The organism is Paenibacillus marinisediminis (assembly GCF_054343325.1).
The window spans coordinates 727,608-751,972 of sequence record NZ_JBTGUH010000001.1 but is presented as its reverse complement, the minus strand read 5'-3'; the positions used below and the strand labels follow the sequence as shown (position 1 = coordinate 751,972).

The following is a 24,365-nucleotide window of genomic DNA, read 5'->3' as shown; positions in this document are numbered from 1 at the left end:
AGTTGGAGCGCATGAATCTATGGCTGCGATCGAGGAGGAGTGGGGCAGTCTTAATTATGATCGCCTTATTGGTACTTCTACTAAACGCCTGTGTAAGGCAGCCTAGTGCATCTGTAAACACGAATGCTTCTGCGGGCATGGCATCAGACCGAACACAAACCTTGGTTATAGGAGCTTATTCGGTAGCCAAGGATGCGCTGCAACGAATCATCCCTGAATTTCAGCAGCAATGGCAAGCGCAGACTGGCCAGACTCTGAACATCCAGCAATCGTACGAGGCTTCTGGAACACAGGCGCGTTCAATAGCCGGAGGGATGGAAGCGGATGTGGCGTTGTTCGCGATGGAAGGCGATGTGGATAAGTTGGTTGCAGCTGATTTAGTACCAGCGGATTGGAAGCAGCGAGATCCGTATGCAGGTATGGTGACCCGTTCCATCGTCGTTATCGGCACGAGAGAAGGCAATCCGCATGGCATTCGAGATTGGAGCGACCTTACTCAGCCTCATGTGGATGTGCTGTACCCTAATCCCAAGACGTCTGGCGGGGCGCAGTGGGACATTAACGCGATCTATGGCGCTGGCTTGCTCATGGCGAAGGAAAAAGGCGTCGATGCCGCATCATATGCCAAAGAGCTGCTCTCAGCCGTTCATCAACGCGTAATATCGATGGATAAGAGCGGCAGAGCTTCGATGGCTGCCTTCGAATACGGTGTTGGAGATGCGATCATAACGTATGAAAATGAATTGATAGCGCGTCAAAAGCAAGGCGTGCACTACGAGATCGTGGTGCCTAAGCATACAATTCTGATAGAGAATCCAGTCGTCGTCGTTGATCGATACGTCGATAAGCATGGGACCCGTGAAGCGGCTGCCGCCTTCGTAGAATTCTTACGCAGTGAGCCAGCGCAGAAGCTGTGGCATGAATCAGGATTCCGCCCTGTTATTCCATTGCCTGGCATCGAGACGAAAGCGGTAGATGAAGGTGTATTTACGATCGAGGACATGGGTGGTTGGAAGCATGTCCGCGAACTGCTGTACAGTAAGCGCGGGATCTGGTATCAAGTATTGGCGGGATTATAGCAGAATGGATGATGCGCCGTGTGTCCTTGAGGGAGGGCATGCGGTGTTTCTTTATTTTGCTGAGTATGTGTCTTGGTTGCTGATCATTATTTCGTAGACTCATTATGGGGGTGAGCATTCGAGCACTATCCCATTGGCTCAGAATGGTGCGAGCACCGGAGAGATTGGGATAATAGCGAAATGGCGGTAGAAGAGATAGTGGTCTGTTGAAGCGTTCGAGCATTATCCCATTGACTCAGAATAGGTTGAACGCCTGAGGGGGTGGGATAATACCGAGATGACGGTAGAAGGGATAATGGCCAGGCGAAGCGTTTGAGTATTATCCCAATGACTCAGAATGGTGAGAGTACCTGAGAGGTTGGGATAATAGCGAGATGGCGGTAGAAGGGATAGTGGTCAGGCAAAGCATTCGAGTATTATCCCATTGGCTCAGAATGGTGAGAGCACCTGAGAGGTTGGGATAATAGCCAGATGGCGGTAGAAGGGATAGTGGTCAGGCGAAGCATTCGAGCAATATCCCATTGACTCAGAATGGTGAGAGTACCTGAGAGGTTGGGATAATAGCCAGATGGCGGTAGAAGAGATAGTGGTCTGTTGAAGCGTTCGAGCATTATCCCATTGACTCAGAATGGTATGAGCACCTGAGAGGTTGGGATAATACCGAAATGGCGGTAGAAGGGATAGTGGTCAGGCGAAGCATTTGAGTATTATCCCATTGACTCAGAATGGTGCGAGCACCTGAGAGATTGGGATAATAGCCAGATGGCGGCAGAAGGGATAGTGGTCAGGCAAAGCATTCGAGTATTATCCCATTGGCTCAGAATGGTGAGAGCACCTGAGAGGTTGGGATAATAGCCAGATGGCGGTAGAAGGGATAGTGGTCAGTCGAAGCATTTGAGTATTATCCCAATGACTCAGAATGGTGAGAGTACCTGAGAGGTTGGGATAATAGCCAGACGGCGGTAGAAGAGGTAGTGGTCAGTCGAAGCATTTGAGTATTATCCCAATGACTCAGAATGGTATGAGCACCTGAGAGGTTGGGATAGTAGCGAGATGGCGGAAGAAGGGATTAGTGGTCAGGCGAAAGCGTTCGAGCATTATCCCATCGACTCAGAATGGTGAGAGCACCTGAGAGGTTGGGATAATAGCCAGATGGCGGTAGAAGGGGAGTATTATTATGTAGCGGCTTAAGAAAGTTTAGAAGAGTTAGAAGTTGATCGGGTGTTATTTGGCATAAGCAAGATTGTGTTGGCAGCGAGGGGCTTTCGTTGGGAGGGCCGATGTTGTTAAACAGAGCATCAATATTAAGAAAGCCAGCAGCACGGGGGCCGCTGGCTTATTGTGTTATGATCAGATAGAGGTAAACATTTCTTGTGTTAACGGGATATCTGAGGTTAAGCGACGTATGCCGAGCTTGTAGAGCTTAATGGCCATCTCCTCATCGCGTATAGTCCATACCGCCCGATCGATTCCAAGCGAGGTTGCTTCCGCCAGCATATCGGGATGATTCATAACGAGTGAACTGCTGAAGCAGCAGGTTGCATGGCCTAATTGGTGCAATGGCTCCAAAGATACGCGCTTATCGGTTAGGAAGCCCAGCTCAATGTGAGGGTGAAGCTCACGCATTAACGTCAGATTATTAAAAATAAAGGAAATAATCATCGTATGCTCGAGCATATCATGAACCTTCAACAGATGAAGCAGAGCCCGGCCTTCACTTTCGGTTATCGTTTCCTTCAATTCGAGCTGCAAGCCTGCTCGCCCGGAACATAGGTCCAACGCTTCTTCAAGAAGCGGGACTTGGCTGCCGGCAAACTCAGGATTGAACTTGATTCCCGCATCAGCCTGTCGAATATCTTGAAGCGACAGCTTGCGGATGCTTCCTGTCATGTTTGTCGTACGATCAAGCGTATCATCGTGAATAACGACAGGAATACCCTCTTTTGAGTAGTGAATGTCCAATTCAATCGAATCAGCCCCAAGCTCCAGCGCACGCCGGAACGCTACCATCGTGTTCTCAGGAAAGAGTGCGGCATAGCCGCGATGTGCAACAATTTCAACATTGTTGGATTGGGTATTGAACTCCATATGTACCTGCCCCTTTGCGGATAGGATAATAAATCAATTAATATGAGTCTAACCCCTATTATTTATATCTGTTTGATGAATAAGGCGTATGATTAATGCTAACATGATATTGTCCACATGACGCTTATGACTCATTATAGTACAAACAAGATGAATGCGTAAACGAAATATGTTTCATTCAGAATGTACCAAAAGTTGGACTGAATAGGAAGTGGCAAAAATGAAATTATCATCGATTTCACTATTTGAAACGGGTGATCGTTGGCGGTGTACATTTTTAGGAACAGGAGATTCATTAGGGGTGCCACGCGTATATTGTGAATGCGAAATCTGCAATGAAGCGCGCGCGACAGGAGTTAATCGCAGACTGCGCTCTTCCGTCCTCTTATACAAAGGTGATAAGCGGCTGTTAATCGATTGCGGTCCTGATTGGACACTGCAAATGGAAATGACGGGTCTGCGCTTCATGCCGGATATATTGATCACTCATGCTCATCATGATCATATCGCAGGGATACCAGCATATGCGGACGTCTGCAGATGGACAAAGTGCAGAGGGAATGTTATAGCGCCGCAAGAGGTGCTGGATCTGATCAAACGCATATATCCATGGGTTGAACGTCACATCCAATTCATTTCGATCCAAGACAAATGGCAGTGGGATGAATGGTTGATAACACCGATTCGGGTCAATCACGGCAAGAACGGATATTCTTATGCGTACCGATTGGAACGACCGGAGCCTGTCCGAACTTCCGAGGGAAGTCATTCATTTAGTTGGTTATATGCGTCAGATGCGATCGGTTTGGGCGCGGACGAATTGGAACATTTCAAGAGACTCGATGTATTGATCCTGGGCACCAGTTTCTATCATGAGCCATACCCATATGAAACTCGATCGGTTTATGACATGATGGAAGGATTAGCATTGATTCAAGAGGTACAGCCTGTGAGGACTGTATTTACCCATATGTCACATGGGGTGGATATTCGAGATCCTTACTTGCTGCCAGATAGCGTGCAATTGTCATATGCAGGCTTAACTATCGAGGTCTGATTCATGTACGCTGGAAGTAACGCTGCAAAAAAATGTTCAAACTATGAAGGAAATGCATGACTTGCTGCGAATCAGTATATGTACAGAAATATCGATGCATTAAAAAATGGAAAAATACTTAATAAGATGACCGATTAGAACATAACATATGGTAAATCATTATTCACTGGGGAGAATATGTGATGAATTCAGTTATATTCGGAGTATCTAGTCTTTCTTTCCTGCTCGTTGCAGCGTTAATGCCGCTTCTCATATGGGGACTTCGGACGCTGAAGCTGACGCAGCCGATTCGTGTCGAGCTTCCGCCTGATCATCAGGCAAAACGCGGAACTCCTTTGATGGCGGGAATTATTTTGCTCGTTGGAGTTATCACTTCTGTCATCACTCATCCGCAGCCGCTTATGTTGTTTATAGCAGCTACCTTTATCTTATTTAGCGCAATCGGCTTTATGGATGATGTGAAGAAGGCGGTGTTTCAAGATCCTTCTGGCATCTCAGGGAAAATGAAGCTCCTGTTTCAATTCAGCTTCACAGCCGTGCTCTTATACATATTGATGACGCAGTTCGGAATCACATCCGAGATTATGATAGGCCAGACATTGGTGATGGAGCTGCCGATCTTTTTATATGTCGTGATCATGATGCTGTTTATCGTAGGTTCAGCTAACGCGATTAATTTTACAGACGGCTTGGACGGTCTCCTGATCAATGTTGCGATACCTACTTATTTGTTCTTCTTCCTTATCTCTGACCATAACGAGGTAAAGATCTTCTCGTTGGTGATGATTGCATGCCTGCTCGGATTGTTCATCTACAATATTCATCCTGCCAGAGCCTTCATGGGGGATACAGGTTCACTTGCTATCGGAGGGTCTCTGTCCTTTCTTGCGGTAATTGAAAAGGTAGAGCTGCTCATACCAATATTGTTCCTCGTTTATTTTGCCGAACAGTTGTCGGTCATCTTACAGGTTTGGTATTACAAGCGGACGAAGCTGCGCATATTCCGCATGGCGCCGATTCATTTTCACTTTAGCTTGAAGTATGGGTGGAGTGAGAATAAGATCGTTGTCATCTTTGGATTTATTTCTTGGGTGTGTGTGCTGCTGAGTTATTTGATCTGGTATATGTTCCAATAAAATGGAAGCTAGGGTACAGCGAATTGCAGCTATCACAATAAATAAGCCTGAACATTGGACTTTCCCGTCCAGCTGTTCAGGCTTATTGTTATAGTTGCGGATAGTTGATGCGCTATTAGGATGGGTTCGATTGCAATACGAACTTCTCAATTACATGACGTACGCCTTCTTCATTGTTGGAGAGCGTAACATAATCTGCAGTCTCCTTCAGGGATGGTACGGCATTAGCCATAGCAACACCAAGACCAGCTGTCTCGATCAGATCATGGTCGTTCCAGGAATCACCGATACCGATCGTTTCCTCCAGGGAGCAGCCAAAGTGCTTAGCTAAGAAGCGAAGTGCGTTACCCTTGGTTCCGTCACGATGAGTTACCTCGAGGAAATGCGGCTTCGACTTCGTAATATGGACCTCTGGTCCAAGCAGCTCACGAATCGCTGGTGTCAGCTCATCCAAACGCTCCGGCGTATCAATCATTAGCATCTTCGTAGACGGTGTAGCTAGCAGTTTGTCTAAGTCAGGCTCAATCTTGTACGGGATGTTGTTAAGCCCGACATATCCTTGAAGCTGCTCATTGTCCTCGCGGGCATACAGCTCGTCGTTAATGTACAACTGCAGGTGCAATCCGATCTCCTCGCAGTACTGCAGCAGCTTGCGAGCAGCTGAATCCGGTACGGCGCACTCGTATAATACTTCGCCGTCCATAATATTTTTGATCAAGGAGCCTTGGTAAGTAATAAGCGGGACATTCAAGCCTGTTTGCATTGCGATCTTGCGGGCAGAGGCATACATGCGTCCAGTAGCGAGCGTAACGTGTGTGCCTTGTGCTATTGCCTGCTCCAAAGCTCGTTTTGTTCCTTCTGTTACTACTTTTTCATCTGTGATCAACGTATCATCTACGTCAATTGCGATTAATTTGTAATTCATATCGATTCTCTCCTTATGCGTATCTTTATCTCTCTGTATCTAATTGTACCTTACTTGGCTTCCATTTCAATTCTGCAGTGACCATACTGACAAAGATTAACGCGCAACCAGCCAGAGCATACGCTCCGAGCTGCTCATTGGCAAAAGTTACTCCTGTAATCGCAGCAAATACAGGTTCCATGGCATAAATGATCGCCACTCTGGATGGAGAGGTATATTGCTGTGCCCACGTTTGCGCCAGAAAAGCAAATGCTGTGGACAATCCGATCGATACGAGCAAAGCGCCTAAGACAAGTGGTTCAGACATGGATTGCAGTAAGGCGCTAGGCGACTGTAGCGGTTCGAAGAGAAGCGCGCCGATCGTTGCGAGTATGCCAACGGTACCAAGCTGGACCGTTACGAGCGTTAGCGTGTCGTGCAGGCTGGCGAATCTATCAGTTACGGCAATCTGCAGGGCGAAGCAGATGGAGCAAAGGAATACAAGCATGTCCCCTTTATTCCAAGACATGTTTGCTCCATTGAATGTTAGCAGATATAAACCGAATAAGGCAATGGCAGCAGCGGTCCAGGTTTGAATAGCAAGCTTGCTTCGCTTCATCAACATCGTGAAGAAGGGTACGAGAACGACAGATAAACCAGTAATAAAGCCGGTATTGGTCGTTGTTGTGTGCAGCAGTCCGATTGTCTGGAAGGCATAGCCTCCAAACAGTATGACACCTAGAATGCTGCCGTGCAGCAGCAGCCTTCGGTTCTTAAATCGCTTAAGGCTGCGATCTGAGATCAATATGAAAAGAATGAATAAGCACGCCGCACCAAGAAAGCGGACAGCGTTGAAGGAAAGAGGCGGCAGGATCTGTACTGCAGCTTGTACTACGATGAAAGTAGACCCCCAGATTAAGGCGATGAACAATAAGCAGAGGTCGGCAATCCACGAACGTTTCATGATGATGTTGACTCCCTTATCAATAAACTTACAAATTCATACTATTCATAATATTGTATCGGACAAGCGAGGAAGGTGACAAGGAAAAGTTGGACACTACAGTCATGAAGTAAAGAAAAGCAGCTTCATGAGCATGTGAAAAAGAGTATTAAAAAGCTCTAGTCCAACCTTGGCAAGCCAGAAGTGGAATAGAGCCTTGAGTAACGCGGTTTAGATTTGTAGAAGGAGCAGTTGTACGAAATCTTCGCGATCGATATTGCCAAGATAATGTTTAACATCAATCTCAGCCAGTGCTTCCTGCAGCGCTTGCTCATTGTAGCGAACTCCTGCAAGCTTCGCTTCAACATCGCTTATTTCTCCGATACCGAAGAAATCGCCGAATATTTTAGCGCCTTCAATGCGGCCGTCCTTTACATCCAATCGAATATCTACGATGCCAGCAGGGAACTTCTTGGCGTTCTGAACGTTGAACTTTGGTGAATGCCCGTAGTTCCAATCCCAATTCTGGTATCTTTCTTCGGAGATTGCATGGATCTTCTCCCAATCCTGCTCGGTCAGCTTGTACTGCGGCACTTGATCAGGCTCCATACCGAATACATGACGCAGAATGGTTGCGCGGAACTGCTCAATCGTCATCGGTTCACTGAGGAACTCAGCAATATTAGCTACGCGCGCGCGTACGGACTTAGTGCTCTTCGATTCAATCTTCATCTGTTTCACTTTGAGCGCAGATGCGACATTGTCCATTTTAGAATCGAACAGCAATGTACCATGACTGAACATGCGGCCGCGGGTGGAGAATTGAGCGTTGCCGGATATTTTCTGCTCGCCGACCTGAATATCATTGCGTCCCGTCAATTCCGCATTAACACCCATGCCTTGAAGTGTATCGATAACAGGTTGCGTGAATTTGCGGAAGTTATGGAACGATTCGCCGTCATCCTTCGTCAAGAAGCTGAAATTCAGGTTGCCGAGGTCATGATAGACAGCGCCTCCGCCGGACAAGCGTCGAACGATATGAATGTTTTGGTCTTTCACATAATCGGCATTGATCTCCTCGATCGTGTTCTGATTACGTCCAATAATAATGGATGGCTCGTTTATATAAAACAGCAAATAGCTATCTTCATCCATCGGCAGATGCTTCAATACGAACTCTTCAATCGCGAGATTGATTCGCGGATCCGTAATCCCTTGATTATCTATAAATTTCATAGTTGAACCTCCCTATATGCAGTCTCTTTATTGTAAACGATTTGCGCCCAAAAGGAAAAGGATGTCATCAAGCAGGATATGAAAAAACACAGCAGCCAGAGGGGAGCCTCTGAACTTGCTGTGCTGTTAATTGCTGGAAAACTATAAAGTAATCGCTTACATGAAAGGCTGTTAAGAATACTTGTCAATTCTCGTCATGGAATAAGAACGATGGTAAACGACTAACTCCGCAATATGCTTTACGATCCAGGCAGCGAGCAATATACTGACCAACAAATGTGCGCTAATAAGCGGGTTCAGAAGCGGTGTCTGAGTGTCTGACACGTAAATGAGATAGAAAGCGCAGCTGGCTACCATGAAGACTAGAAAGGTGAGGGCTGTTTTATTCGCGCGCATGGAAACATCGCGGGCAATCTCTTTATCCTCGGGTTCATCCTTTGACACGAAATTGATAAAGTACATAACTGCTTGAAAAACGATGGCAATCCCAAATATGTTACGCGCCAGCGCCATCATCTCTGTGCTGTAAAGGCCAAGATTTCCTTTAAACGTAAATATCAGAACGACCGCGTAATATATCGTCACAACTATAGCTGCCGAGAGCGACGCCCAAGAAGTTTTCTGGTGTACCGACATCGCGGTCCCTCCTTGCACAATCGGACACAATCCGATCAATAGTCCAGTAATCATATCAAATATTAACGCTCATTATACATGAACCGTCAGGACGGATACAGTGTGTAATTGACCAATGTTTTTCGGCATTTCGTTGAAATCGAGCCAGGTTCAGCTTAGAATAACGGTGACATATAACGTGAAGCGAAGAAGAGGTGGACAGCAGTATGAATGATTTGGAACGCTATGGGCATGGCGGCGATATATGGAGCGCTGCGTCGGCATACGGCGGAAGAGAGGAGCGGTTCCTCGATTACAGCGCAAATATTAATCCGCTTGGTCCTCCTTCGCAAGTGCTCCGTGTAATGAACGAAGCGATCAAGTGGATCATACGCTATCCTGACCCTGGGCATCGCGATTTAAAGCAGAAATTAGCGGCTCGACTTGGAGTGGACGCTGCTTCTCTCTTGATCGGAAACGGAGCGGCGGAATGTATGGCACTGCTGCTGCTAGCAGTGCGACCTGCGAAAGTAGGTATTGTAGAGCCTTGTTTCTCCGAGTATGCAGGCTTGTCGCGTCAATATGGCGCCGAGGTCATATCCTTGGTAGGGAATCCCAACGACGATTACCGTGTGTCGGCTGAGCAATTGGAAGGGCTTATGGCGGAAGTGGATCTGTGCTTTATCGGCCATCCGAATAATCCTACGGGTGTCTTGTATGATGCTAATACAGTGCAGCGGACAGTTGAAGCAGCTGAGCGTTGTGGAACGGTGCTGGCAGTGGATGAGGCCTTTATTGATTTTCTTGCTGATGGTGAGGAACGATCTGTACTCTCCATGGTGACGAAGTTTTCGAATCTGGTTGTATTTCGTTCCTTGACTAAATTCTATGCTATTCCCGGCCTTCGCCTCGGTTATGCGATCGCTGGTCCTGATCGGATTAAGGCGATGACGGGCAAGCAAGTGGCTTGGAGTGTTAACGGTTTAGCTCTAGCGGCGGGTGAAGCCATGTTCGATGACGATGCTGAACTAACGGCATACGAACAGCATACGCGCGAACTTATCGCTTCAGAACGCCAATGGCTGAGCAGGCAGCTGAAGCAGCTCGGACTGCGGGTGTGGCCGAGCGAGGTGAATTATTTATTATGTAAAGTGTCGGCACCGTGGACAGCCGGCTCTCTTCAGACTGCTCTTGGACAGCGTGGAGTGCTGATCCGCAGCTGTGCGATGTACAATGGCTTGTCGGAAGGGCATTTTCGCTTAGCGGTAAAAGATCGAGCAGCTAATGCGCAGCTGATCCGTACGATGCGACAGGTGTTCGAGATGGAAGGCTAGTCTACAGAAGAATAGCCGAAGAAACTTGCTCAAAATGCATTTAAGGGGGAAGAGGAGTGCAGCCTTATCGGAACGGAACGAAATGTTATGATGCAGAGCATTTGCCAGGCGTGCGTGTGGTATGGCGTGATTCCCATGCATCCGTTGAATGGACAGAGAAGGTAAAGATATACAGCAGCGCGGTATATCGCGGAGGTCATTCCACTGGTACGAGAATCGTCAATTATATGGTGGATCGCTTTTTCGATTGCAGTGATCCCGTGCAGCATATGCAAAACCGGTGTGAGCAGTGGGGGTACGTGCCGAACGAAACTGTTGGGCTGATAACCGCAGCTAAAGTAACGCATATGTCTGTCGATGAACTTGAAGGTGATCAATTCTCAATCTTATGCTGTGCATCTGCAGGAACGTCTAATGCTGCGCGCGCTGGAGTGGAGCGGGAGACGTATTCTGCTTATGTAACTCCGCAGGACCAGGTACATGGACGAGAACATCAGCAGCAAAGCGGGGGGAAGCAGCACACGCCAGGCACGATTAACATTATGATCGTGCTGGATGGGCTAGTGCATGAGAGCGCGATATTCAACGCGCTGATCACGATTACGGAGGCGAAGACAGCCGCTCTGCAGGATCTCGGCATCCTAGACCGAGAGACAGGGCTGTCTGCGACAGGAACGACGACGGATGCGATTGCGATAGCGGTACATAACTGCGGCAGATATACGTCGGAGCATCAGTATGCAGGCGTAGCGACGACGTTAGGGAATGCGCTCGGCATGCTCGTATATAGAACGGTGAAGGAAGCGGCAGCCACTCAGTTCGAAGAGGATGCAGAGCTGTTTCCGCGGGCGGAGGAGCGGAAGCCAGGTAATGAAGGCAGCGGTGGTGAACGATGAACAGCGCTGCTTGGATCTGGATAGCCGCATATGTATGGGACCGTATCGTCGGCGATCCTAGGTGGATCCCGCACCCCGTCATCCTGATGGGACGGGGGATCACGGGGATGGAGCGCTTGGTGCGGCGCATTGCGCCAAGCGAATCCGCGCTCAAGCCACTGGGTGCGCTGCTGCCGCTAGTTATAGCGGGCGGTGCTTTTGGACTGACGTGGCTGGCGCTGTGGGGGCTTCATGCTGTGCATCCGTGGCTCGCGTGGGGTGTCGAAGCTTTGCTGATCGGCACGACGATAGCAGTTAAGGGCCTTCAGGATGCGGGCATGGCGGTATACCGCCGGCTTGCGGAAGGCGATATGGAAGGCGCTCGCCGTGAAGTTGGGATGATCGTCGGTCGTGATACAGCGGAGCTGGACGAGCCGGAGGTAGTGCGGGCCACAGTAGAGACAGTGGCGGAGAATATTGTTGATGCGGTGATCTCGCCGCTATTTTATGCGCTGATCGGCGGCGCGCCGCTCGCGATGGCTTACCGCGCGGTCAATACACTCGATTCGATGGTAGGGTACAAGAATGAGAAGTACCAGAACCTCGGCTATGCCTCGGCGCGCCTGGATGATATCGCGAACTGGATTCCCGCACGGCTGACAGCGGTACTTATAGCGCTAGCCGCTTGGTTGTTCCGGGCAGGGGATGCCAAGGGCGCGCTGCGCATGGCGCTGCGCGATGCAGGAAAGCATCCAAGCCCGAACAGCGGCTGGCCGGAAGCAGCGACAGCGGGCGCGCTGCATGTGCGTCTCGGGGGCTACAATGTGTACAAAGGCGTACGCAGTCTGCGCGCCTATATGGGTGAGCCCGTTGAGACGCTAGCGGCACGCCATATCCCTGCGGCATGCCGACTGCTGCGCGGCTCGTCGCTGCTGTTCGCGGCAGCGGGCCTCGCCGTGCTGCTTGCGCGCGGCGGGTGGCTGCTGTGAGCCGGCGCGCGCAAGTGGTGCGCATCGCGGTGCTGCGCCACGGCGTGACGCGCGAGAACGCGGAGCGGCGCTACGTGAGCCGCACCGACGCGGCGCTGCTGCCGGAGGCGCGGGCAGCGCTCGCCCCCGCGCGGCGGCGCCTTGCCGCAGAGCGCCCGCTCGCGTTCGCGAGCGATATGCGCCGCTGCATTGCGACGCTCGAGCGCGTCTCGCCGCGCACCGCACCGCCGCGCGCGGTGGTGGACGCCCGCCTGCGCGAGCTGGATTTCGGCCGCTGGGAGGGCCTCACCTATGCGGACCTGCAGGCGGACGCCCAATACTGCGCCTGGCTGGATGACATGACAGCCGTCATCCCGCCAGGCGGCGAGTCCTGGCAGCAATTCGCAGCCAGGACCGAGGAGGCTTGGCGCGCCATACTGGAGCGCGCCCGCCTCCACCACGCGCCGCGACCACGCCAGGGTCGCCGCGCGCGGCCGCCGATCGCCGTGCTCATCGTGACGCACGGCGGGGTCGTTCGCCGCCTGCACAGCTTGGCATGGCCGGCGGCGTCATTCTGGGACGTGCCCGCCCCTACGGGAGGCGGCTTCGTCATCGTCGCTCAGCGGCAGGGCAAGCGCTATCGCTTCTTGCGCACCGAACCGCTCACGCGCTAATCGCTGTGAGCGGCTCGCCCATGTCCTGCAGCCAAACATTTTACAAGATATACTTGCTAAGGAGATTTATATAGCCTATAATCATACCTTAGTTCATATCAAGTACGGACAATCGTATATATACGTATTCAGGTCTTTCTGTTCGGCAAGCTTCATGCTGTCGGAAGAAAGTGAAAAGGGAAGCCGGTGTAAATCCGGCACGGTCCCGCCACTGTGAATCGGGTGATGCGCTCTTGTGCCACTGTCTCCTAAGCTGAGATGGGAAGGCGAGCGCATAGCAGCATCCCGTTAGTCAGGAGACCTGCCTGAATCGAGACGACAAGTATCCTTCGCGGAAAGGAATACGTCAACCAGCCGCTCTTGCGCCATGGAACTCTCTTGCTCAGTTGAGAGAATCAGTCATTGACGCACCGGCAATCCATTGGATGACGATGATCCCTGTTTCGCCTAGCGCGAGGCAGGGATCTTTTCATGTTTATATGGAGAACGTTGAGTACACAATCTTATCGAACCGGATACGTTGGTCCGTAGCTTGCCATGCGCAGCAGAATATGGACTATAGAAGGGGAGGATGAACGACGTGAAGACATGGTGGAACCGCTCGCTAGGCGTGCTGATGACACTCGTGCTGGCCGTGACATTGGCAGCGTGCGGAGCAACGGAAGGGAAAGCTCCGAATGAAACAAGCGGCAAACAAGAGACAACGCAACAACCGCAGCAGGAACAAAAAACTCCTGACGCTCTGAAGACAACTTACCCATTGACGGTGAAGGACGCTACAGGTGAAGAGTTCATATTTGAGAAAGCGCCTGAGCGAATCGTGTCCGTATCGCCTGCCGAGACAGAATCCTTATTTGCGATTGGCCTGGATACCGAAATCGTTGGCGTATCCGATTATGATGACTACCCGGAAGCGGCGCTGACTAAGCCGAAGATGGGCGACATTACGAAGCCTAACGAAGAGGCCATTATTGCGGCTAAGCCGGATATCGTATTTACAGGTGTATCCATGAGTGAGGAAGCGGTTAAAAAGTTCCGTGACCTTGGCATCAAGATCTTCAAGGTAGAACCTAAGACTTACAATGATGTGATCGCCTGCATTGAACAGTATGGCTTGATTACAGACCATCAAGAACAAGCCAAGGCTGTTGTCGACCATATGAAGCAGGTGCGGGACGAAGTTCAAACAGCAGTAAAGGATGTTAAGGAGAAGAAGAAAGTATACATTGAGTTTGCTCCGGGCTGGACGGTCGGTTCAGGCGAATTCATGAACGAAGTGATTGAAATTGCTGGCGGCGTAAATGTGGCAGCAAGTGAACCAGGTTGGATTCAGCTGAACGAGGAAAATGTGATCAAAGGCAATCCTGACGTCATTCTGTACGCTGACGGTATGGTTGATTTTGATTCCAAGAAGCCGCTTGAGGAGATCATTACTAACCGCAGTGGTTGGGCCAACATCAAGGCTATTCAAGACAAGCAAGTGGTTGGCATTGATACGAATATTATTAGTCGTCCGGGACCGCGCTTGGCTGACGGCTTGAAGGAAGTTGCGAAAGCGATCTACCCGGATCTCGTAAAATAGATTGGATGTGGTAACGATGACACCCAACAGCACAACAACATCGCGCCGCTTGCGGCGAAACAGCATCATGGCAGGGGGAGCGGGCATTACGCTCCTCCTCTTGTCCGTTATTGGTTGTCTAGCTATCGGGTCAGTAAAAATGCCATTTCGCGAGATTGCGTTGATTCTGCTGCATCATATTCCTTTCGTAGGAGATCTCATTCCCGTTAGTTGGGATGATGCTTCCGCTCAGATCATGATGAATGTGCGATTCCCGCGTGTCGTATTGGCAATGCTCGTTGGAGCTTCGTTAGGAGTTGCAGGAACCGCCTTTCAAGGTGTTCTGCGCAATCCGCTGGCAGACCCGTATACACTGGGTGTATCCTCGGGTGCATCTGTCGGCGCGGCTATGCTCATTTACTTCGGACTGCAATATAGCCTGCTCGGCCAATGGTCCATTCCTGTGGTTGCCTTCGTGACTGGGATGTTGACCTTGCTGGTTGTGCTTCGGATGGCCAGAACGAACGGGAAATTGCCGATTGAGACCCTTATCTTGTCCGGTGTCGTCATGCAGGCATTTCTCGGTGCGATCGTGTCATTTTTAGTGGCGATGTCTGAGCAAACGGTAAATGAGATTTTATTTTGGACGATGGGGAGCCTCGCGCTGCGAGGATGGAGTTATGTCGCGGTAATCGCGCCGTTCTTCCTTATCAGCTTTATCATTTTGCTGGCTTACGTGCGCCCTTTGAACCTGTTGGCTCTAGGTGAACGTCAGGCCGCGCATCTGGGCCTTCATGTGGAACGAACGAAGTGGATTGTATTGCTTACAGCGACCTTTCTCACAGCGGGAGCGGTGTCTGTGTCAGGAGTCATTGGCTTTGTAGGATTGGTTGTCCCGCATATGCTTAGATTAGTAGTTGGACCTGATTATAGATTGCTGATGCCTATGTCAGCGATTGGCGGCGCGTTATATGTCATGTGGGCGGATACGATTGCGCGTTCCTTGCTTGCACCGACAGAGATTCCGCTTGGGGTCGTTACAGCGTTTGTAGGAGCGCCGTTCTTTGCCTATCTATTAATTCGCAACAAGAGGCTGAAACGAGGAGGGAAATTGTAATGGCGATCGTATTGGATGTAAATGGAGTATTTCATGCTTATGGCAATCAAGCTGTGCTCCATGATATATCCCTTCAAGTTCATCTGGGAGAGTGGATCGGGATCATCGGTCCCAATGGCAGCGGCAAGTCTACTCTTCTATCCCTCCTTTCTCGTGCGGAGTCAGTTAAGCGCGGCAGCATTAAGTTTAATGGTACCTCGATACAAGATTATAGCCGCAAGCAGCTATCGCGATTAATGGCCGTTCACCAGCAGGAGGTGCTGCCAGAAGTTCATTTTACAGTAAGAGATATCGTAGAGATGGGGCGTTTTCCTTACCAGTCTTGGTTTGGCAGTGAACGTGAGGATAGCGGTCCGTTTGTAGATCAGATTATGGAACAGCTGCAGCTGTCGGATATCGCGGATCGACAGTTGAATCAGTTAAGCGGAGGGCAGCGGCAGCGCGCAGCATTGGGCAAGCTTATGGCTCAGTCGCCAAGCCTCGTGCTGCTGGATGAACCGACAACCTATCTTGACATTCACTATCAAGTGCAATTCATGGACGTAATGCGTGAATGGCAACAAAAATGCGGGCTGACGATCGTGTCCGTGCTGCATGATTTGAATCTAGCATCCTTGTACTGTGATCGAATTATTGTAATGAATGAAGGAGCTATTATTGGAGATGGAACGCCTGAGGAGATCATGACGCCTCAACTGATCAGCCGCATTTTTCAGACTGATACCGTTATTGTTCCTCATCCGGAAAGCGGCCGTCCGCAAGTATTAATGGGGCATCGGAAATGAACGGCAGCACATCATGAAATGACGATTATTAAACGACAACATATGGAGATGATGACATGAACAAATACCCATGGACTAATTCAATCGCACCGCTTAATAAGGAGGCCGGTCAAGCGGCAATGAACCACCAGAACCAGTTGACGAAGCCTCCTGGCAGCTTAGGAATGCTGGAAGTGCTGTCGAAGCAGCTGGCTGAGATTACGGGGGAAGCGATGCCTGCATTTGAGAAGAAAGCAGTCATTGTGATGGCAGGCGATCACGGTGTGTGCGAAGAGGGCGTCAGCGCTTTCCCTGCTGAAGTGACACCGCAGATGGTTCTTAACTTTATTCATGGCGGCGCAGCGGTTAACGTTCTAGCGCGTGAAGCTGGCGCAGATGTGGTATGCGTAGATGTTGGCGTCAACGCAGAGCTTGTCCATGAGAAGCTCATCAATCGCAAGGTGAAGCACGGTACGGATAACATGGCTAAGGGTCCTGCAATGTCGCGTGACGAGGCGTTGGCAGCTGTACAAGTGGGCATCGATCTCGTTACAGACATGGTGAAGCAAGGCTACAGCATGTTCGCAACCGGCGAGATGGGAATCGGCAATACGACCGCGAGCGCTGCCTTGATGAGCGTATTTGCGGAAATGCCGCCGGAAGAGACGGTTGGCCGCGGCACCGGCATCAATGATGACCAATGGAAGCATAAATGTAGTGTAGTGCGCCGCGCGTTAGAGGTGAATCAGCCGCAGAAGGATGATGCGTTGGATGTGCTGGCGAAAGTCGGCGGCTTGGAAATCGCTGGATTGGTCGGCGTCATTCTCGGAGCGGCGATGAATGGCAAGCCTGTCGTCATCGATGGCTTTATCTCCACTGCTGCCGCTTTAGTGGCTGCAAAGCTTGCGCCAGCTGCACAGGGCTATATGATCGGCTCTCATCTATCAGATGAGCATGGCCACCGCGCGCTGCTGCAAGCGGTAAAGCTTACGCCGACCTTGCACCTTGGCATGCGGCTGGGAGAGGGCACCGGCGCTGTGCTGATGTTCCAACTCGTTGATGCGGCTTGCCGAATTATGCGCGAGATGGCGACTTTCGCCCAAGCTGGCGTATCGGGCAAGGACGAGGCGCAATGAGCGGGCGCATCATCCTGGTAACGGGCGGCGCTCGCAGCGGCAAGAGCTCATTCGCGGAGCGATTGATGCGCAAGCGCTCGCCGGAAGGCTGTTTATATGTGGCAACAGCCGAGGCGCTGGATGAGGAGATGAAGGAGCGCATTCATCTTCATCAAGCGGAACGCAACGCCGCGGCTTATCGTTGGGATACAGCCGAGTGGCCGTTGAATCTGCCGGAGCAGCTCGCTGCTTGTACGGCTCCATCGGTCATGGTCGATTGTTTAACGGTATGGCTGTCCAATGAGCTGTTAGCTGCTGAGAACGAGCCTGATTCCACAGCTAGAGTGGAGCGGCGAATTCAGCAGTTGGCTGAGGCTGCTGCGAATTATAACGGGACGCTGGTCATGGTGACCAATGAAGTAGGAAACGGAGTCGTTCCCGCCTATAAGCTTGGGCGGGTATTTCGTGACGCAGCCGGCCGATTGAATCAGCGAATGGCCGGAATGGCAGAGGAAGTTTATTTGGTGACAGCCGGCATTCCTATTGAATTGAAGAGTCGGATGGTGGAGCTATGACTCAGTTTAGGCAGGCTTTGATTGCCGCAGTGCAATTTCTGACTCGAGTGCCGATACCTGTAGAGGTGCCGTTTACGAATGAGGTACTGAAGCGCAGCACCTTATTCTTTCCTTTCGCTGGTGTGCTTGTCGGCCTCGTATCATGGGGCAGCGGCTGGCTGCTCATGCAGGTGCTGCCTGTGATGCCCGCAGCCGTACTGACCGTACTCGTCATGCTTGCGATGACGGGTGGGCTGCACCTTGACGGGCTCATGGATACCGCCGACGGCATACTAAGCCATCGCTCGCGTGAGCGGATGCTGGAGATCATGAAGGATAGCCGAGTGGGAGCGATGGGGGTCATAGCTTGCGTCATCATTCTGCTCTGGCAATGGTCGTTAATTGCAAGCTTGATGGAGCAGCAACGATGGAGCATTGCTGTTGTACTGCCGTTTATCTTCAGCCGCTATGTGATGGTGTGGGCGATTGCTGCGCAGCCTTACGCTCGTGCATCAGAGTCTGGACTTGGCTCGCTGTTTCAGGGTTTAAGTACTAGGCATGTGATCAGAGCGGCGGTAATGAGCTTCTTGTTGTCCGTTCTGCTGCTGACGGCTGAGTTGTGGGTAACAGGACCTGAAACGCTCCATAATATATGGTTTGTGCTTGGTTATACAGCAGGTATGCTGCTGCTGGCTGCTCTGCTTGCGTATGTACTGGCACGCGCAATTGTACACAAGCTAGGCGGACTTACTGGAGATACGTACGGAGCGATTTGTGAGCTGGTGCTGACCCTTCTCTTGACGATTCAGGTCGCTATATATCCATTAATATAATGAGATTGAACGAGGCAGGTATTTTGAACCACTCGGATGAGAGCAGAACAGATGAGCATCAATTCAAAACATACATCTTTTTCAAGATGGACGTATGAATAGGATGCTCGGAATTTCTGCTTTTTTTTGAAATGATATGTTATATTTCTGCGATTTTATTAGAAATAGAGCCATTAAGCATTGCCTTGCTAGTGCCTATAAAAGAGTGTCTGCCTATTATCCCAATGACTCAGTGTTCACTATCCCGTTTACTCAGATGCTTACTGAGCTAATGGGATAACGGTCAAATGGCGTGGATAGAGACACATCTCGATGAAGGGTGGTTGGTTTATAGTGGAGGAATCAAATGGGATAGGGCGAGCGATTATGCTGCAAGGGACGGCCTCGGATGTGGGCAAGTCCGTTGTGACGACAGCGCTGTGCCGCATCTTCAAGCAGGACGGGCTAAAGGTGGCGCCGTTTAAGTCGCAGAATATGGCCTTGAATTCATATGTGACGCTGGATGGCAAAGAGATAGGCCGTGCGCAGGGGGTTCAGGCGGAAGCGTGCGGCATAGCTGCCACGACGGATATGAATCCAATGCTGATTAAGCCGACTCATGATATGCATTCGCAGATTGTTGTGCATGGCAAGCCTTATCAGCATATGAGCGCGATGGATTATCGTCGTCAATTTTTGCCGGAGGCTCGGGTGATGGTGACGGAATCCGTTAACCGCTTGAAGTCGGAGTATGACGTAGTGGTGATGGAAGGAGCGGGAAGTCCAGCAGAGATTAATTTGAAGCACAACGATATCGTGAATATGAATATGGCTGCATGGGCGGAAGCGCCGGTTATTCTTGTCGCAGACATTGACCGCGGCGGGGTGTTTGCTTCTATTGTTGGTACTTTAGAGCTGCTGGAGCCTGATGAGCGGGATCGAGTTAAGGGCTTTATCATCAACAAGTTTCGCGGTGATGTTGCTCTTCTCCAGCCTGGTCTAGACTGGTTGGAGGAACGGACAGGCAAGCCAGTACTTGGAGTGCTGCCTTATGTGCGCAATCTGAATATAGAAGCTGAGGATTCTGTCGTACTGGAGCAGATGAATAAGCACATTTCTAACAGCGAGTCAGATAGCTATGAGCTAGATATTGCTGTGATTCGTTATCCTCGCATTTCTAATTTTACAGATATGGATCCGCTCATGGCTGAACCTGACGTGCGAATTCGATATGTGGAGCAAGCTTCAGATCTTGGCACACCTGATGCTATTATCCTGCCAGGAACGAAGAGCACTATTGAGGATCTGCATTTCTTGCGAGAAACGGGGATACAGCAGGCGATTGAGGTACAGGTTCACCGCAGTGCGAAGCTGGTCGGAATCTGCGGTGGCTATCAAATGCTAGGCAATCTAATAAGTGATCCAGATGGTGCTGAGACAGAACCGGGGACGGTCGTTAAGGGCTTGAGTTATCTGCCGATAGAGACGTGCTTCTACGCGGAGAAGAAGATTGAGCGTGTGTCTGGCGAGGTAAGTCGAAATCTAACCGACAAGGAACACTTAGAGGGGTTGAAGATAGCAGGCTATGAAATTCATATGGGGCGTTCAACGGTAAATGTGAGCGAGAAAGCCATGGGTCCTATGTTCATGCTTCAAGGCGCCGGAGAAGCCTTTGGCGATGGCTTTGCCTCGATAGATGGGAAAGCATGGGGAACGTATGTGCACGGTATATTTCATAATGATCATTTTCGCCGTGCATGGCTTAATCAGCTGAGGGAAGAGAAGGGTTTATTGCCGCTCAATAGCTGTTTTAGCTTCGTGAATCGACAAGAAGAGGCTTTTGACAGGCTGGCTGATACAGTGCGCGAGCATCTGCGAATGGAGCTTCTTTACGATATTGCAGGAATCACTCCTCATGACTAACGGAAACATCATACATCAGTTGTGGTGCTCACATTTTGCGTTTCTGGAAAATATTGAGTGGTAATCATGTTGACAATATGTCAATATTCATATAGCATAGAAGTACGCTTAATTCCCAGCGATGGGAAGCGGGGGAACCAATCAGTGGGGCTAGTCGCAGCAATGCGTAGGAAACCATCTTTTCCGAGTCCGTCAGCTAACCTCGTTTGCAGGAGATGGGTCACATCACCATTATGAACATATCACCATGACCCGAATCTTTATTCGGGTTTTTATTTTTTTGCTGACCCTATTTCACAACAATGACCGATGAGTCATTATTTGTGTTGGGGTCTTTTTTATTGACCCGCAACAGTATTATCTTCTGCAAGCAAGAAAGAACCATTTTCCCCCCCCCCGTCTCAGTCAAGACGCATCTAGACTGAATCCAATCACCGATCATCATGATGATCCGCACATCACTTGAAAGAGAAGGACTGAGTAAGCCAATTCTTGAGTAAAGGGGCGATCGTAATGCCGCAACCAAAGTACATTACGCAGATTGATCGAATTACTGCTATTCCCGAGGAAGAACGCGCTAAGCTCAAACAGATCACGGAGAAATTCGTGTTCCGTGTGAATGATTACTACCTTGGCCTGATTGATTGGAACGATGAACATGATCCTATCCGCAAGCTCGTCATTCCGAATGAAGGAGAGCTGTTGGAGTATGGACGTTGGGATGCATCTGATGAGCATGCCAATTATGTAGCACCTGGATGTCAGCACAAGTATGGAACAACGGCGCTTCTCATTGTATCGGAGGTGTGCGGCGCTTACTGTCGTTATTGCTTCCGTAAACGCTTGTTCCGCAATGATGTGAATGAGGCTTCATTGAATGTAGAGCCGGGCCTAGCTTACATCGAACAGCATCCTGAGATCAACAATGTGCTGCTCACGGGCGGTGATAGCCTTATTCTCTCTACGAAGAAGATTCGTGAGATATTGGAACGTCTTCGCAGTATCGAGCACGTGAAGATTGTGCGATTCGGCTCCAAGCTGCCGGTGTTTAATCCGATGCGGATCTATGAAGATGAAGAGCTGCTTCAGGTGTTCCGTGAGAATTCGAGTGTAGATCAGCGGATCTATGTGATGGCGCATATCAACCATCCGCGAGAGATTACTCTTGAAGCGAAGCGAGCCTTTGATGCACTCCATAGCGCTGGTGTTATCGTGGTGAATCAAACGCCTGTATTAAAGGGGATTAATGATGATCCAGCGGTGTTGAGTGAACTGCTTGACCAATTATCATGGGCTGGTGTTACACCGTATTACTTTTTTATCAATCGTCCAGTTGCGGGCAATTCTGATTTTGTCTTGTCCTTGCATCGTGCATATGAAATTGTCGAGCAGGCGAAGGCACGGACCTCGGGGCTTGGTAAGCGGGTTAGATTGTCCATGAGTCATGCGTCCGGCAAGATTGAGATATTGGCGATCGAAGATGGCAAAGCCTATTTGAAGTTTCATCAATCGAAGAACGGAAATTATGGGAAGTTTATGACGCTGGATTGCCCGGAAGGTGCTTCATGGTTTGATGATCTACCAGGTCATGAACGGTACTTATAATCGAGATGGAATATCTAGAAAGAGTCCTGTAGTGATTAACTTGGCAGGAGAACGTTTTATGGAAACTATTGGATAAACACTGATCAATAAAAGTAGAGGTGAGAGGATTATGATTGAATTTAAGAATGTAAATAAGATTTATGAAGACGGCTTTCAGTCTCTCAAAGATATTAATCTGACGATTAATAGAGGGGAGTTAACTGTACTTATTGGGCCGAGCGGCTGTGGTAAATCAACGATGATGAAGCATATCAACAGCCTGATTACCCCCTCCAGTGGAACCATCCTGATAAATGGTGAAGATATCTCCACTCAGAACCCGGTTGAGCTTAGACGCCGAATCGGTTACGTCATCCAAAGTGTTGGTTTGTTCCCCCATATGACAATCGCTAAAAATGTCGCCGTTGTCCCTAATCTAATGAAGTGGAATCCAGGCAAGATAGATCAGCGTGTAGATGAATTATTGAGCATGGTCAATCTGGATCCAGAAGTTTATCGTGATCGATATCCTTCTGAACTAAGCGGCGGGCAGCAGCAGCGGATCGGTGTTATCCGCGCATTGGCTGCGGACCCGGATATTATTTTGATGGATGAGCCGTTCAGCGCGCTTGATCCGATCAGCCGCGAGCAGCTGCAGGATGAGCTCGTTCGCCTTCAGGAAGAGTTGCATAAGACGATCATATTTGTAACGCATGATATGAATGAAGCGATTAAGTTAGCCGATACGATCATTCTCATGAAGGATGGGGAGATTGTACAGTCTGGATCGCCGGAGACAATACTCCGCTATCCTGCAAATGACTTTGTTCGTACATTTATCGGACAGAAACAGATCGAAGATACCGTTCAAGGCGAGCCTGTGCAAATGACTGTGGTTGACGATGTAATGGTCACACAGCCCGCGACGATCTATCCGACTCGAGGCTTGGCGGAAGCGATCAAGATTATGGAAGCGCGCCGAGTGGATACCCTGTTCGTAGTAGACCGCTACCGCAAGCTGCTTGGAATTGTTTCTATTTATCGCGTTCTAAGTGAATTCGGCGGGGAGGAGAAGACGGTTCAGGATGTGATGCGTCCGATTGGGTACCAAGTTGCTCCTGGAACTTCACTGCCTGAAGCTGTTGAGATGATGACGAATCATCGCTTATCGAACCTAGCTGTAGTAGATGAAACAGGACGCTTGGCAGGACTGCTGACACGGGGCAGTATCGTCAGCCATCTGAACGAAGTGTACCCGGCTCTCATTGATCAATACGGCAAGAGCCTCGGAGAGGAGGCGAAGTAATGAACGAGCTATTCACTTTCTTGCAAGAGCGCGGCGGAGACATATTGATAGCATTGCAGGAGCATCTGACGATCACGTTCATATCTGTATTGCTTGGATGTATCGTATCCATTCCGCTCGGCATTCTGTTAGTGTATAACCGCTTCAAATGGATTAACAGTATCGTATTCTTCTTGGCCAATCTATTGCAGACGATTCCAAGCTTGGCGCTGCTCGCTATCTTGATCCCACTGCTTGGCATTGGTATGAAACCTACGATAGTTGCCCTGTTTCTCTATTCCATCATGCCGATTCTTCGCAACACCTATGACGGGTTTCAGTCGGTGGACGCGAGCGTATTAGAGTCTGCGCGCGGCATGGGCTACAGCACGATCCAGCGCATCTTGCGTATTCAACTCCCTTTATCTCTTCCGTACATGATGTCGGGAATCCGCATCACAACCGTCTACATTATTAGCTGGGCGACATTGGCGACACTCATCGGCGCCGGCGGGCTAGGGCAGTTGATCGTTGCCGGCCTCGGTGTCAACAAGGTGGAGTTGATCGTCACAGGCGCTGTAGGAGCTATTCTGTTAGCATTTGCGGCAGATATGCTGCTCGGCTGGTTGGAGCGTGTGCTGACACGACGTTATGGCAGAACGAGCTCTGTTGCTGCTTAATACGTTCTAGGCAAATGGGCAGATAGGCGGATTGCCGGAGCTAGTCTGGATAAGGAGGAAG

At 50.0% G+C, this 24,365-nt stretch carries 22 protein-coding genes and 2 riboswitches; of the genes, 17 read left to right on the top strand and 5 right to left on the bottom strand.

The annotated features are described in order from the left end of the window. Nucleotides 1–11: 11 nt before the first annotated feature. Entirely contained in the window at nucleotides 12–1,079 is a 1,068-nt protein-coding gene (locus ACXX53_RS03390; protein ID WP_458567183.1) for a sulfate ABC transporter substrate-binding protein, read from the top strand. Nucleotides 1,080–2,429: 1,350 nt separating this feature from the next. Here the strand turns inward: ACXX53_RS03390 and ACXX53_RS03385 are convergent. Continuing rightward, entirely contained in the window at nucleotides 2,430–3,167 is a 738-nt protein-coding gene (locus ACXX53_RS03385) for a glycerophosphodiester phosphodiesterase (protein ID WP_458567182.1), read from the bottom strand. Between the two features lie 220 nt (nucleotides 3,168–3,387). Here ACXX53_RS03385 and ACXX53_RS03380 point away from each other — a divergent pair, with 220 nt between their 5' ends. Together ACXX53_RS03380 and mraY are read left to right on the top strand one after the other, a co-directional pair. Further along, entirely contained in the window at nucleotides 3,388–4,224 is an 837-nt protein-coding gene (locus tag ACXX53_RS03380) for an MBL fold metallo-hydrolase (protein ID WP_458567181.1), read from the top strand. A gap of 182 nt (nucleotides 4,225–4,406) precedes the next feature. Continuing rightward, nucleotides 4,407–5,360 carry a phospho-N-acetylmuramoyl-pentapeptide-transferase gene (gene mraY / locus ACXX53_RS03375; protein WP_458567180.1) on the top strand — a complete coding sequence of 318 codons (954 nt, stop codon included), beginning with the start codon at nucleotides 4,407–4,409 and terminating at the stop codon, nucleotides 5,358–5,360. A gap of 115 nt (nucleotides 5,361–5,475) precedes the next feature. On the opposite strand, the gene ACXX53_RS03370 is transcribed toward mraY, so the two are convergent. From ACXX53_RS03370 to ACXX53_RS03355, 4 genes are all read right to left on the bottom strand, one after another. Further along, nucleotides 5,476–6,285 (bottom strand): Cof-type HAD-IIB family hydrolase, encoded by an 810-nt coding sequence (locus ACXX53_RS03370; protein WP_458567179.1) that lies wholly within the window; start codon nucleotides 6,283–6,285, stop codon nucleotides 5,476–5,478. A 25-nt stretch (nucleotides 6,286–6,310) separates the two neighbouring features. Then, nucleotides 6,311–7,228 carry a DMT family transporter gene (locus tag ACXX53_RS03365; RefSeq protein WP_458567178.1) on the bottom strand — a complete coding sequence of 306 codons (918 nt, stop codon included), beginning with the start codon at nucleotides 7,226–7,228 and terminating at the stop codon, nucleotides 6,311–6,313. A gap of 210 nt (nucleotides 7,229–7,438) precedes the next feature. Further along, on the bottom strand, nucleotides 7,439–8,443 hold the full coding sequence (locus tag ACXX53_RS03360) for a lipoate--protein ligase (protein ID WP_458567177.1): 1,005 nt from the start codon (nucleotides 8,441–8,443) through the stop codon (nucleotides 7,439–7,441). Between the two features lie 171 nt (nucleotides 8,444–8,614). Then, nucleotides 8,615–9,079 carry a phosphatase gene (locus tag ACXX53_RS03355; protein ID WP_458567176.1) on the bottom strand — a complete coding sequence of 155 codons (465 nt, stop codon included), beginning with the start codon at nucleotides 9,077–9,079 and terminating at the stop codon, nucleotides 8,615–8,617. A gap of 206 nt (nucleotides 9,080–9,285) precedes the next feature. Here ACXX53_RS03355 and cobD point away from each other — a divergent pair, with 206 nt between their 5' ends. The 14 genes from cobD (at nucleotide 9,286) to ACXX53_RS03285 (ending at nucleotide 24,304) form a co-directional block, all read left to right on the top strand. Then, on the top strand, nucleotides 9,286–10,392 hold the full coding sequence (gene cobD / locus ACXX53_RS03350; RefSeq protein WP_458567175.1) for a threonine-phosphate decarboxylase CobD: 1,107 nt from the start codon (nucleotides 9,286–9,288) through the stop codon (nucleotides 10,390–10,392). A gap of 56 nt (nucleotides 10,393–10,448) precedes the next feature. Continuing rightward, nucleotides 10,449–11,288 carry an adenosylcobinamide amidohydrolase gene (locus ACXX53_RS03345; protein WP_458567174.1) on the top strand — a complete coding sequence of 280 codons (840 nt, stop codon included), beginning with the start codon at nucleotides 10,449–10,451 and terminating at the stop codon, nucleotides 11,286–11,288. Continuing rightward, nucleotides 11,285–12,256: an adenosylcobinamide-phosphate synthase CbiB gene (gene cbiB / locus ACXX53_RS03340; protein WP_458567173.1), complete on the top strand. Its 972-nt coding sequence runs from the start codon at nucleotides 11,285–11,287 to the stop codon at nucleotides 12,254–12,256. Before ACXX53_RS03345 ends, cbiB begins: the two co-directional genes overlap by 4 nt. Beyond that, nucleotides 12,253–12,909 (top strand): histidine phosphatase family protein, encoded by a 657-nt coding sequence (locus ACXX53_RS03335; RefSeq protein ID WP_458567172.1) that lies wholly within the window; start codon nucleotides 12,253–12,255, stop codon nucleotides 12,907–12,909. Before cbiB ends, ACXX53_RS03335 begins: the two co-directional genes overlap by 4 nt. A 113-nt stretch (nucleotides 12,910–13,022) precedes the next feature. Then, nucleotides 13,023–13,232: riboswitch (cobalamin riboswitch) on the top strand. Nucleotides 13,233–13,480: 248 nt separating this feature from the next. After that, nucleotides 13,481–14,491, top strand: a complete 1,011-nt coding sequence (locus ACXX53_RS03330; protein WP_458567171.1) for an ABC transporter substrate-binding protein — start codon at nucleotides 13,481–13,483, stop codon at nucleotides 14,489–14,491. A gap of 16 nt (nucleotides 14,492–14,507) precedes the next feature. Further along, nucleotides 14,508–15,587, top strand: coding sequence for a FecCD family ABC transporter permease (locus ACXX53_RS03325; protein WP_458567170.1), 1,080 nt, complete (start codon nucleotides 14,508–14,510; stop codon nucleotides 15,585–15,587). Beyond that, nucleotides 15,587–16,372, top strand: a complete 786-nt coding sequence (locus ACXX53_RS03320) for an ABC transporter ATP-binding protein (RefSeq protein ID WP_458567169.1) — start codon at nucleotides 15,587–15,589, stop codon at nucleotides 16,370–16,372. The genes ACXX53_RS03325 and ACXX53_RS03320 overlap by 1 nt, the downstream gene beginning before the upstream one ends. A gap of 56 nt (nucleotides 16,373–16,428) precedes the next feature. Continuing rightward, nucleotides 16,429–17,487 (top strand): nicotinate-nucleotide--dimethylbenzimidazole phosphoribosyltransferase, encoded by a 1,059-nt coding sequence (gene cobT, locus ACXX53_RS03315; protein WP_458567168.1) that lies wholly within the window; start codon nucleotides 16,429–16,431, stop codon nucleotides 17,485–17,487. Beyond that, entirely contained in the window at nucleotides 17,484–18,041 is a 558-nt protein-coding gene (cobU, locus tag ACXX53_RS03310; protein WP_458567167.1) for a bifunctional adenosylcobinamide kinase/adenosylcobinamide-phosphate guanylyltransferase, read from the top strand. The genes cobT and cobU overlap by 4 nt, the downstream gene beginning before the upstream one ends. Further along, nucleotides 18,038–18,853 carry an adenosylcobinamide-GDP ribazoletransferase gene (gene cobS, locus ACXX53_RS03305; protein ID WP_458567166.1) on the top strand — a complete coding sequence of 272 codons (816 nt, stop codon included), beginning with the start codon at nucleotides 18,038–18,040 and terminating at the stop codon, nucleotides 18,851–18,853. Before cobU ends, cobS begins: the two co-directional genes overlap by 4 nt. 312 nt (nucleotides 18,854–19,165) lie before the next feature. Next, nucleotides 19,166–20,755, top strand: a complete 1,590-nt coding sequence (locus tag ACXX53_RS03300; RefSeq protein WP_458567165.1) for a cobyric acid synthase — start codon at nucleotides 19,166–19,168, stop codon at nucleotides 20,753–20,755. Nucleotides 20,756–20,850: 95 nt separating this feature from the next. Continuing rightward, nucleotides 20,851–20,981, top strand: a riboswitch (cyclic di-AMP (ydaO/yuaA leader). 287 nt (nucleotides 20,982–21,268) lie between these two features. Further along, nucleotides 21,269–22,360, top strand: a complete 1,092-nt coding sequence (locus ACXX53_RS03295; RefSeq protein ID WP_458567164.1) for a KamA family radical SAM protein — start codon at nucleotides 21,269–21,271, stop codon at nucleotides 22,358–22,360. A 109-nt stretch (nucleotides 22,361–22,469) separates the two neighbouring features. Then, nucleotides 22,470–23,645 (top strand): betaine/proline/choline family ABC transporter ATP-binding protein, encoded by a 1,176-nt coding sequence (locus ACXX53_RS03290; protein WP_458567163.1) that lies wholly within the window; start codon nucleotides 22,470–22,472, stop codon nucleotides 23,643–23,645. Then, on the top strand, nucleotides 23,645–24,304 hold the full coding sequence (locus ACXX53_RS03285) for an ABC transporter permease (RefSeq protein ID WP_458567162.1): 660 nt from the start codon (nucleotides 23,645–23,647) through the stop codon (nucleotides 24,302–24,304). The genes ACXX53_RS03290 and ACXX53_RS03285 overlap by 1 nt, the downstream gene beginning before the upstream one ends. Nucleotides 24,305–24,365 lie beyond the last annotated feature (61 nt).

Coding starts and splice junctions, on each gene's coding strand:
- ACXX53_RS03360 (WP_458567177.1), bottom strand. CDS start 8,443: ATGAAATTTATAGATAATCAAGGGATTACGGATCCGCGAATCAATCTC.
- ACXX53_RS03355 (WP_458567176.1), bottom strand. CDS start 9,079: ATGTCGGTACACCAGAAAACTTCTTGGGCGTCGCTCTCGGCAGCTATA.
- ACXX53_RS03320 (WP_458567169.1), top strand. CDS start 15,587: ATGGCGATCGTATTGGATGTAAATGGAGTATTTCATGCTTATGGCAAT.
- ACXX53_RS03330 (WP_458567171.1), top strand. CDS start 13,481: ATGAACGACGTGAAGACATGGTGGAACCGCTCGCTAGGCGTGCTGATG.
- ACXX53_RS03325 (WP_458567170.1), top strand. CDS start 14,508: ATGACACCCAACAGCACAACAACATCGCGCCGCTTGCGGCGAAACAGC.
- cobS (WP_458567166.1), top strand. CDS start 18,038: ATGACTCAGTTTAGGCAGGCTTTGATTGCCGCAGTGCAATTTCTGACT.
- ACXX53_RS03390 (WP_458567183.1), top strand. CDS start 12: ATGAATCTATGGCTGCGATCGAGGAGGAGTGGGGCAGTCTTAATTATG.
- cbiB (WP_458567173.1), top strand. CDS start 11,285: ATGAACAGCGCTGCTTGGATCTGGATAGCCGCATATGTATGGGACCGT.
- ACXX53_RS03380 (WP_458567181.1), top strand. CDS start 3,388: ATGAAATTATCATCGATTTCACTATTTGAAACGGGTGATCGTTGGCGG.
- mraY (WP_458567180.1), top strand. CDS start 4,407: ATGAATTCAGTTATATTCGGAGTATCTAGTCTTTCTTTCCTGCTCGTT.
- cobT (WP_458567168.1), top strand. CDS start 16,429: ATGAACAAATACCCATGGACTAATTCAATCGCACCGCTTAATAAGGAG.
- ACXX53_RS03290 (WP_458567163.1), top strand. CDS start 22,470: ATGATTGAATTTAAGAATGTAAATAAGATTTATGAAGACGGCTTTCAG.
- cobD (WP_458567175.1), top strand. CDS start 9,286: ATGAATGATTTGGAACGCTATGGGCATGGCGGCGATATATGGAGCGCT.
- ACXX53_RS03300 (WP_458567165.1), top strand. CDS start 19,166: ATGAAGGGTGGTTGGTTTATAGTGGAGGAATCAAATGGGATAGGGCGA.
- ACXX53_RS03285 (WP_458567162.1), top strand. CDS start 23,645: ATGAACGAGCTATTCACTTTCTTGCAAGAGCGCGGCGGAGACATATTG.
- ACXX53_RS03295 (WP_458567164.1), top strand. CDS start 21,269: ATGCCGCAACCAAAGTACATTACGCAGATTGATCGAATTACTGCTATT.
- ACXX53_RS03370 (WP_458567179.1), bottom strand. CDS start 6,285: ATGAATTACAAATTAATCGCAATTGACGTAGATGATACGTTGATCACA.
- cobU (WP_458567167.1), top strand. CDS start 17,484: ATGAGCGGGCGCATCATCCTGGTAACGGGCGGCGCTCGCAGCGGCAAG.
- ACXX53_RS03385 (WP_458567182.1), bottom strand. CDS start 3,167: ATGGAGTTCAATACCCAATCCAACAATGTTGAAATTGTTGCACATCGC.
- ACXX53_RS03365 (WP_458567178.1), bottom strand. CDS start 7,228: ATGAAACGTTCGTGGATTGCCGACCTCTGCTTATTGTTCATCGCCTTA.